The following is a 6,745-nucleotide window of genomic DNA, read 5'->3' as shown; positions in this document are numbered from 1 at the left end:
TCGCTGGCAAAGAGGTCGTTTTTGATTGCGCTACGCTTCTTCATGGTACTGATCTATCGGGTGTTAGTGGTTGCTTGATGCTATCACAGGGCTACCGGTGCTGTGAGGGAGGTTTTTCGAGGTGCCCATATAAAGCACAAGCCTAAGGGGCTGATGATTTTCTTGAAGCGGCATCACCCTTACCCTTACCTAGCGCAGTTAGAGCTAGTATTTTAAAGTAATAAACAACACTCATTTTACTAATCATCTCTGCGTCTGAGCGAGCTAGAAGCTCGGGCGTAGACATATCAATGCCCTTGATCTGTGACAGCCCTGTAATTCCAGGCTTTACGGTATAAACATCATATTTTGTACGAGCATTGATAAGTTCATGTTGAGTGAGCAGTCCAGGCCTTGGCCCTACTAAACTCATATCTCCTTTCACTACATTAATTAATTGTGGTAATTCATCAATCTTAGTAGTTCTTATAAAGCGACCTATATTTGAAATGAGATTGGGATCAGAAAGATGAGAGGAAACAGAAGGAGCCAACTTGGACATAGTGCGAAATTTGATCAATGTAAATGGTTTAAGATTTTTCCCCAAACGCACCTGAAGAAAAATAGGTGAGCGGCATTCAAACCAGACTAAAACTAAAAAAATAGTAAAAACAGGGCTCAACGCTACCAGTAATAAAATTGATATTAAAAAATCAAAAAATCTAATAATACGATTTTGTCTCAAAAACAATTTAAATAAACCTTTCATTTATCACAAACGGCTTTCAAACCAACATAGGTATTAACACTTGGAGCCCAATTAAATTTCTCTTTAAAAAGGGAGTTATCTACCTCGAGAGATTCAAAAAAGCTAGCGGAGCTTTTCCCTTTACCCAAAATTAAAAATAGAAGCTTCAACATAAAAGTAGGGAAATTAATAATTTTGCATCTATCTTTATTGTTCACTAAACAAAATAAAATCTCAGGCGTTGATAAAACTTGGTCATCAGAAATAACATAGTCACCCGATGCTACATTTTTATATTTAGCAACGTTCATGATAGCTTCAATTAAATTTTCAACAGAAACCAAAGATCGTCTATTTGCGATACTTCCCAATGGAAGTATCCTAAATTTATTAGCCAGACCACAGAGCAAACGGAGATTTCCTTTAATTCCATGACCATAAACTAAAACTGGCCTGAGGATAACTAGCTCAATATCGGTATCTGAAAACTTTTCCTTCAACAAACGTTCGGCTTGAAGTTTAGATCGAGCGTAGTCACTTTTAGGATTCATGGGACTACATGGCGAAATTGGATTACCTTTGAATGATACCTCGCCATGAACCTTTATGGTACTGATGAAGATAAATCGACTAGCGCCTGATGCGATTGCAATATTGGCCAGAGTCTCCGTGTAACGGACATTCACTCTGTGACATATATGTTTCGATTCTACTGAACGATCAATCGGAACATGAGCAGCGAGGTGGATAAAGGTAGAAATTCTTTCCCCTTCAAAGAGATCTGAATGTAAATCTGCCAAATCACTTGTAACGTGTTGAACATTTCCAAACTCAGCCTGAGCGACACCTCGTTGAATTGCGAAAACCTTTTGAAACTGTCTAGATAGTGATTCTAAAAGTTTTGAACCAATGAACCCTGAAGCCCCCGTTACAAGAACTGTGTTTGGTGAAAAATCAGACATGAAATGTATCGAAATAATTTAATTTTGGGGACATTATACTTTGTTTGCTCTTTAAATAGAAAATGATGATTTAAAAAGGAACGCGCCTTGAGAAGTTCCATCTTCTCGCGGCGCGTAAGATTTTTGGCATGTGCCTGAGATCCCTCTCTTCACCTCAATCCTTTGAAGTGTTGTAAAACTCACAGAACTCCGTTGCTGCTCACTTTACTGGGTTTAAATTAATAGACCCTGTAAGAAGGGACTCTACGTCGTCTGCTAAAACGACACAGAAATTAGGTCTATTAATCTGGGACCACTCCCAAGTACGCCCTTCCTTAGGCGCCTTTAACTGCTCTGTACAGCTAAATTCAAAAATAGTGTGCGCTTTGAAAAATTCCCTCTTCTCGCCACGCAACAGATATTAGTCGAAACTTGAGATCCCTCTCCAAACCTCACTCCGTTGAGGTTTGAGTGTAATGCATCATTGCCATCCTTTGCCGATCACATCACTGGACATTAAACGACAGACTCAATCGAAGGGACTCATTCCTGTAAAACTGTAGTGCCTGCTAGGGAACACTACAGAGTCAGAGTCTATCGTTCAGGGATCCCTCCCTGCTGTGCCCATCCTGCGGCACCCTTAACCGCCCTCATAACACGGTTAAATATATGGTTGATGCGCATTGAAAAACTCCCTCTTTTCGCGGCGCATCAGATTTTGGCAATTGCCGAAGATCCCTCTCCAAACCCAAATCCCTTTGGGTATTTGCATGCATCGGATCATCCTTGATCGATCAACATGTCGATTTCAATCAGCTCTCAGGAGCGAAGGGGGAGCTCACTAACTAATCCACTATGCTGGATGGATTGGTTAGGTGGAAAACCGATTCGAGATCTCTCTCGTTATCCCCATTCCGTCGGGGATGTATATAGGTATAGAACAAGATTTAAATTTTTGCGTAATAAAAAATGAAAAAAAGTTTAAAAAAGTTCGATTTTTTAACAAAAACCCAGAGCAACATCTCTCTCAAACCCCTATGGATAGTGACTTTCAGGTAGATTTTAAAAAACTAAAAAAATTTGTCGTTTTTTTCTAAAAAATGATGGCCATCGCAAATCTAAGACTAACTAGTGGAATAAAAAACAAAAAAATTACGCACATTTTCAAATCCTCTGCTAAACCTTAATGAGGTGTCCACGGAGGGATAGTTATTGTGAATTCATTTGAATCAGCCATATACAGCATTACGACATTAGCCAAGCTTAGACATAAAGCTTGCGATACAGAGCAGTTGCGCCATCAATGGCAAACATCCAAATCCACACTGACAGAAACGGATTTCATAAGAGCGCTAAACTCACTTAACCTAAAAGCAGGGATAAGAAACTGTAAAATCAGTGACTTACACAATGAATTTATGCCCGTTGCAGCACCTATGTCCGATGGGCAATACCTCACCCTTCTTCGCGTTAATCAAAATGGGCAGGATTGGTTCTGCTTAGTCATCAAGCCCGGCGAGACCACACCCAGAAAACTCAATTTGGCAGAGTTTGATCAGCTCTGGGATAACAGAATTATTTTCATTAAAGAGCGAGAAACCCTAGGTTATGATCGCCGATTTGATCTGAAATGGTTTATTCCTTCCCTGATTAAACACAAAGGGATTTTTACCGAAGCCATCATAATTTCTGTATTCCTTCAGCTATTTGCCCTAGCCACGCCCTTTTTCTTTCAAATCGTTATGGACAAAGTGCTGGTGCATAGAGGCTTCACTACGCTGGATATTCTGGCCATCGGATTTGCTGCACTGCTGATGTTTGAATTGGTGATGGGCATCGTTCGCAACTACCTGATGGTTCATACCACCAGCAGAATTGACGTGGAGCTTGGCGCTAAGCTTTTTAACCATGTCATGCGCTTACCTGCAGCCTATTTCGATTCACGCCAAGTAGGGCATACCGTGGCGAGAATCAAAGAGCTAGACACACTAAGGGAGTTCATCACTGGGGGTGCATTGACCCTGATGATTGATCTTAGCTTTCTTCTGCTCTTCATCGCTGTGCTTTGGATGTTTAGCCCTACGCTCACGTGGATCGTTCTTGGGTCACTTCCGTGCTACTTGCTGTTATCTATACTCATCACACCCACTTTGCGCCATCGCTTAAATGAGAGTTTCAAACGCAGTGCCGAAAACCAAGCGTTTCTGGTTGAATCGATCACGGGCATCGATACCGTTAAATCAATGGCGCTTGAGCCAAAGATGCAGCAACGCTGGGAAAAGCAGATTGCCCAAGCAACCAGTATCGGCTTCAAAGCTAAAAACCTAGGTAATATCGCGACTCAAATTGCTCAGTTTATTAGCAAGTTCACCACAGTGTTAATTATCTGGTTTGGTGCCCTTCTGGTCATGGACAATCAGTTAACCATCGGTGAATTGATCGCATTTAATATGATCGCGGGTCGAGTCAGTGCACCCATTTTAAAACTGGTTCAACTCTGGCAAGACGTCCAACAAGCGGGAATATCCTTGAAACGTCTCGGCGATATACTCAATACGCCCTCTGAGTCTGACGCTCAGACAAGCCAAGCGTCTCTCCCTAGCTTGCAAGGCTCCATTGCCTTTCAACACGTCAGTTTTCGCTACAGTCTGAATAGCCCCACGGTTCTGAATAGGATCAACCTTGAGATCAACGCCGGAGAATCGATCGGTATTGTCGGCGCTTCAGGCTCTGGCAAAAGCACACTGACCAAGCTGATTCAACGGACTTACCTACCCAACTTAGGAAAGGTGCTCATTGATGGTGTTGATTTAGCACAGGTCAACACTGATTGGCTTAGATCCAATATCAGCGTCGTTCCACAAGAGAGCTTTTTATTCAATAAAAGTGTGCGCGACAACATTGCGATACGCACACCCGGTGAATCGCTAGAAACCATTGTCAAAGCCGCCAAACTGGCCGGTGCGCACGAGTTTATCACTGAGCTTCCAGCTGCTTATTACACCTTGGCGGGTGAGCGTGGCAGCAACCTCTCAGGGGGGCAGCGCCAGCGAATCGCGATAGCGAGAGCCCTGATCAGCAATCCAAAAATTCTGATTTTTGACGAAGCAACGAGCGCGCTCGATTACATTTCAGAAGAGAAAATCCGTCAGCAGATGCACTTGATCTGCAAAGGGCGCACCGTCATCACCGTCGCTCACCGCCTCAACACAGTAAGACACTGCGATCGAATTCTTGTACTTGATCAAGGCGAGTTAGCTGAGTCTGGCACCCATCAAGAGCTGATGACATTAAACGGCCGCTACGCCGAAATGATTCGTCTTCAATCGGCCGATCAACCATCAGAATTTAAGGAGGCCATCGCATGAGGCTGACATCAAAAGAGCTGCACGATTTTTTACCTGGTGCGCTACTGATTCAAGAGCGACCACCCAAGAAATGGCCGAGGGTAACTGCCTACTTAATCGCCCTGCTGATGATGTCAGGGCTCACCTGGGCGTCTATTGGTGAGGTCGACATTGTGGCAAGGGCATCTGGAAAAGTCATTCCAACTGGACAAACAAAACGAGTTCAATCGTCTATCACAGGGAAAATCGATGCCATCCACATCACCAATGGTGATGAGGTTCAAGCCGGTGAAACCCTCATTGAACTGGATGCCACGGAACCCTTTAATCAACTCCAACAGAGGCTGGAGCAATATGAGTTTAAGCAACACGAGATAGAACGCACCTGGCACTTTGCTGAGTATTTAGAGAAAGGCAACGTCAAGTATCTGTCATCCTCTAACCCTCAACAGGCGCTTTTCTCAGAACAGATAGAGAGTTATACCCGAAAAATTGAACAGTTAAACGCGCAACTGCACAGCTCAGAATTGAGTCATTCACAGGCTAAAACGCAACTCGATTCAATGTCACGACTCCGCTCAATTGTTGAGGCCGAAACAGAAGCGATTGAGTCATTGGTTAAAAACGGCGCTGCATCAAACAGCGCCCTTCTTACCCAACGCCAACGGCTTATTGAAGTGGAAGCTAGCGTAAGGGCGTTACAACTGGACGTAGCTTCAACCTTGAGCCAGGCCGTTTCAATTCAAAAGCAGATCCAAGCATTTAAAGCAGAGAGCAAAGCGCAAACGTTGAATGAACTGCATCGACTGCAAGAGGCCGCCAGATTTCTATATGGGGATATCGCTCAATTAGAGTGGTTCATCGAGCAGCATAACATTCGCGCACCCATTGACGGGATCGTCAGTGATCTCAACGCGTTCACGGTTGGCGCTGTCGCTACCAGTGCTGAGACTCTGATGAATCTTGTGCCACTGAATCAATCGTTAAGAGTCGAAGCCTGGCTACAAAACAGCGATGTGGGCTTTATTCGAACAGGCCAACGCGCCGAAATTAAAGTGGATGCATTCTCGTTCACAAAATACGGCGTAATCGATGCTGAGATCGTTCACCTTGGCGCCGATGCACAACAAAATGAACAAGGCGTTTTACTCTTTCCTGCAGAACTTAAACTCTTCTCAGAAACCTTAGAAATCGACGGCAATTCCCACCCCCTGCAACCCGGGATGAGCGTCAGCGCGGAATTAAAAACAGGCAAAAGGAGGATCATCGAATATCTACTTTCACCGTTACTAAGAATGAAAACAGACTCAATAGAGGAGCGATAGATGAAAAAATTGTTATCCATTCTGAAATGGACCACCTCAATCATTATGGGTTTTCTGATCTTATTAGTATTCATAAGACCCGATAACTTCAACCTCTACGCTGCCGCAACAGCATCTGCTGTCGGATTGTGTAGCTACATCAAATATAAAAAAATCAAAGTAGGACGATGGGTGGATTTCGCCAATCCATTTTTCATTGGCCTGTTGATACCTGTATTGATGGTGCGTGTTTTGAAGGTGATGGTATGAATACAGAAAACATAACGGTTAAAGATGTTGTGATATGGAAGCTAACGTTTGTCATAACCCTTATATCTATGTTTTTTGTACCTCCAGAGCACAATACAAAGGTGTTTTTTATGACCCTTTTTGTGATGCTGATATCTATCTACTTAACTAAGTGGA

Annotated in this window: 5 protein-coding genes; 3 read left to right on the top strand and 2 right to left on the bottom strand. The window is 43.3% G+C overall.

The features are described 5' to 3' along the window. Positions 1–142 precede the first annotated feature (142 nt). Positions 143–748 carry a sugar transferase gene (locus XMM312_RS08330; RefSeq protein WP_217363895.1) on the bottom strand — a complete coding sequence of 202 codons (606 nt, stop codon included), beginning with the start codon at positions 746–748 and terminating at the stop codon, positions 143–145. Beyond that, positions 745–1,689, bottom strand: coding sequence for an NAD-dependent epimerase/dehydratase family protein (locus XMM312_RS08325; RefSeq protein ID WP_173489056.1), 945 nt, complete (start codon positions 1,687–1,689; stop codon positions 745–747). Before XMM312_RS08325 ends, XMM312_RS08330 begins: the two co-directional genes overlap by 4 nt. 1,193 nt (positions 1,690–2,882) lie before the next feature. On the opposite strand from XMM312_RS08325, the gene XMM312_RS08320 reads away from it, so the two are divergent. Genes XMM312_RS08320 through XMM312_RS08310 form a run of 3 tightly spaced genes read left to right on the top strand, consistent with a single transcriptional unit; the run spans position 2,883 to position 6,589 of the window. After that, positions 2,883–5,036 carry a type I secretion system permease/ATPase gene (locus tag XMM312_RS08320; RefSeq protein ID WP_371743476.1) on the top strand — a complete coding sequence of 718 codons (2,154 nt, stop codon included), beginning with the start codon at positions 2,883–2,885 and terminating at the stop codon, positions 5,034–5,036. Beyond that, positions 5,033–6,340: an HlyD family type I secretion periplasmic adaptor subunit gene (locus tag XMM312_RS08315; protein ID WP_173489055.1), complete on the top strand. Its 1,308-nt coding sequence runs from the start codon at positions 5,033–5,035 to the stop codon at positions 6,338–6,340. The genes XMM312_RS08320 and XMM312_RS08315 overlap by 4 nt, the downstream gene beginning before the upstream one ends. After that, positions 6,341–6,589, top strand: coding sequence for a hypothetical protein (locus XMM312_RS08310; protein ID WP_173483800.1), 249 nt, complete (start codon positions 6,341–6,343; stop codon positions 6,587–6,589). Positions 6,590–6,745: the final 156 nt, after the last annotated feature.

This window comes from Marinobacterium sp. xm-m-312 (genome assembly GCF_013283295.1).
GTDB lineage: Bacteria > Pseudomonadota > Gammaproteobacteria > Pseudomonadales > Balneatricaceae > Marinobacterium_E.
The sequence above is the reverse complement of the archived record's forward strand: the minus strand, read 5'-3'. Positions and strand labels throughout refer to the sequence as shown.

Excerpts from the sequence above, each read along its gene's own strand:
- XMM312_RS08315 (WP_173489055.1), top strand. The coding sequence starts at position 5,033 with ATGAGGCTGACATCAAAAGAGCTGCACGATTTTTTACCTGGTGCGCTA.
- XMM312_RS08310 (WP_173483800.1), top strand. The coding sequence starts at position 6,341 with ATGAAAAAATTGTTATCCATTCTGAAATGGACCACCTCAATCATTATG.
- XMM312_RS08330 (WP_217363895.1), bottom strand. The coding sequence starts at position 748 with ATGAAAGGTTTATTTAAATTGTTTTTGAGACAAAATCGTATTATTAGA.
- XMM312_RS08325 (WP_173489056.1), bottom strand. The coding sequence starts at position 1,689 with ATGTCTGATTTTTCACCAAACACAGTTCTTGTAACGGGGGCTTCAGGG.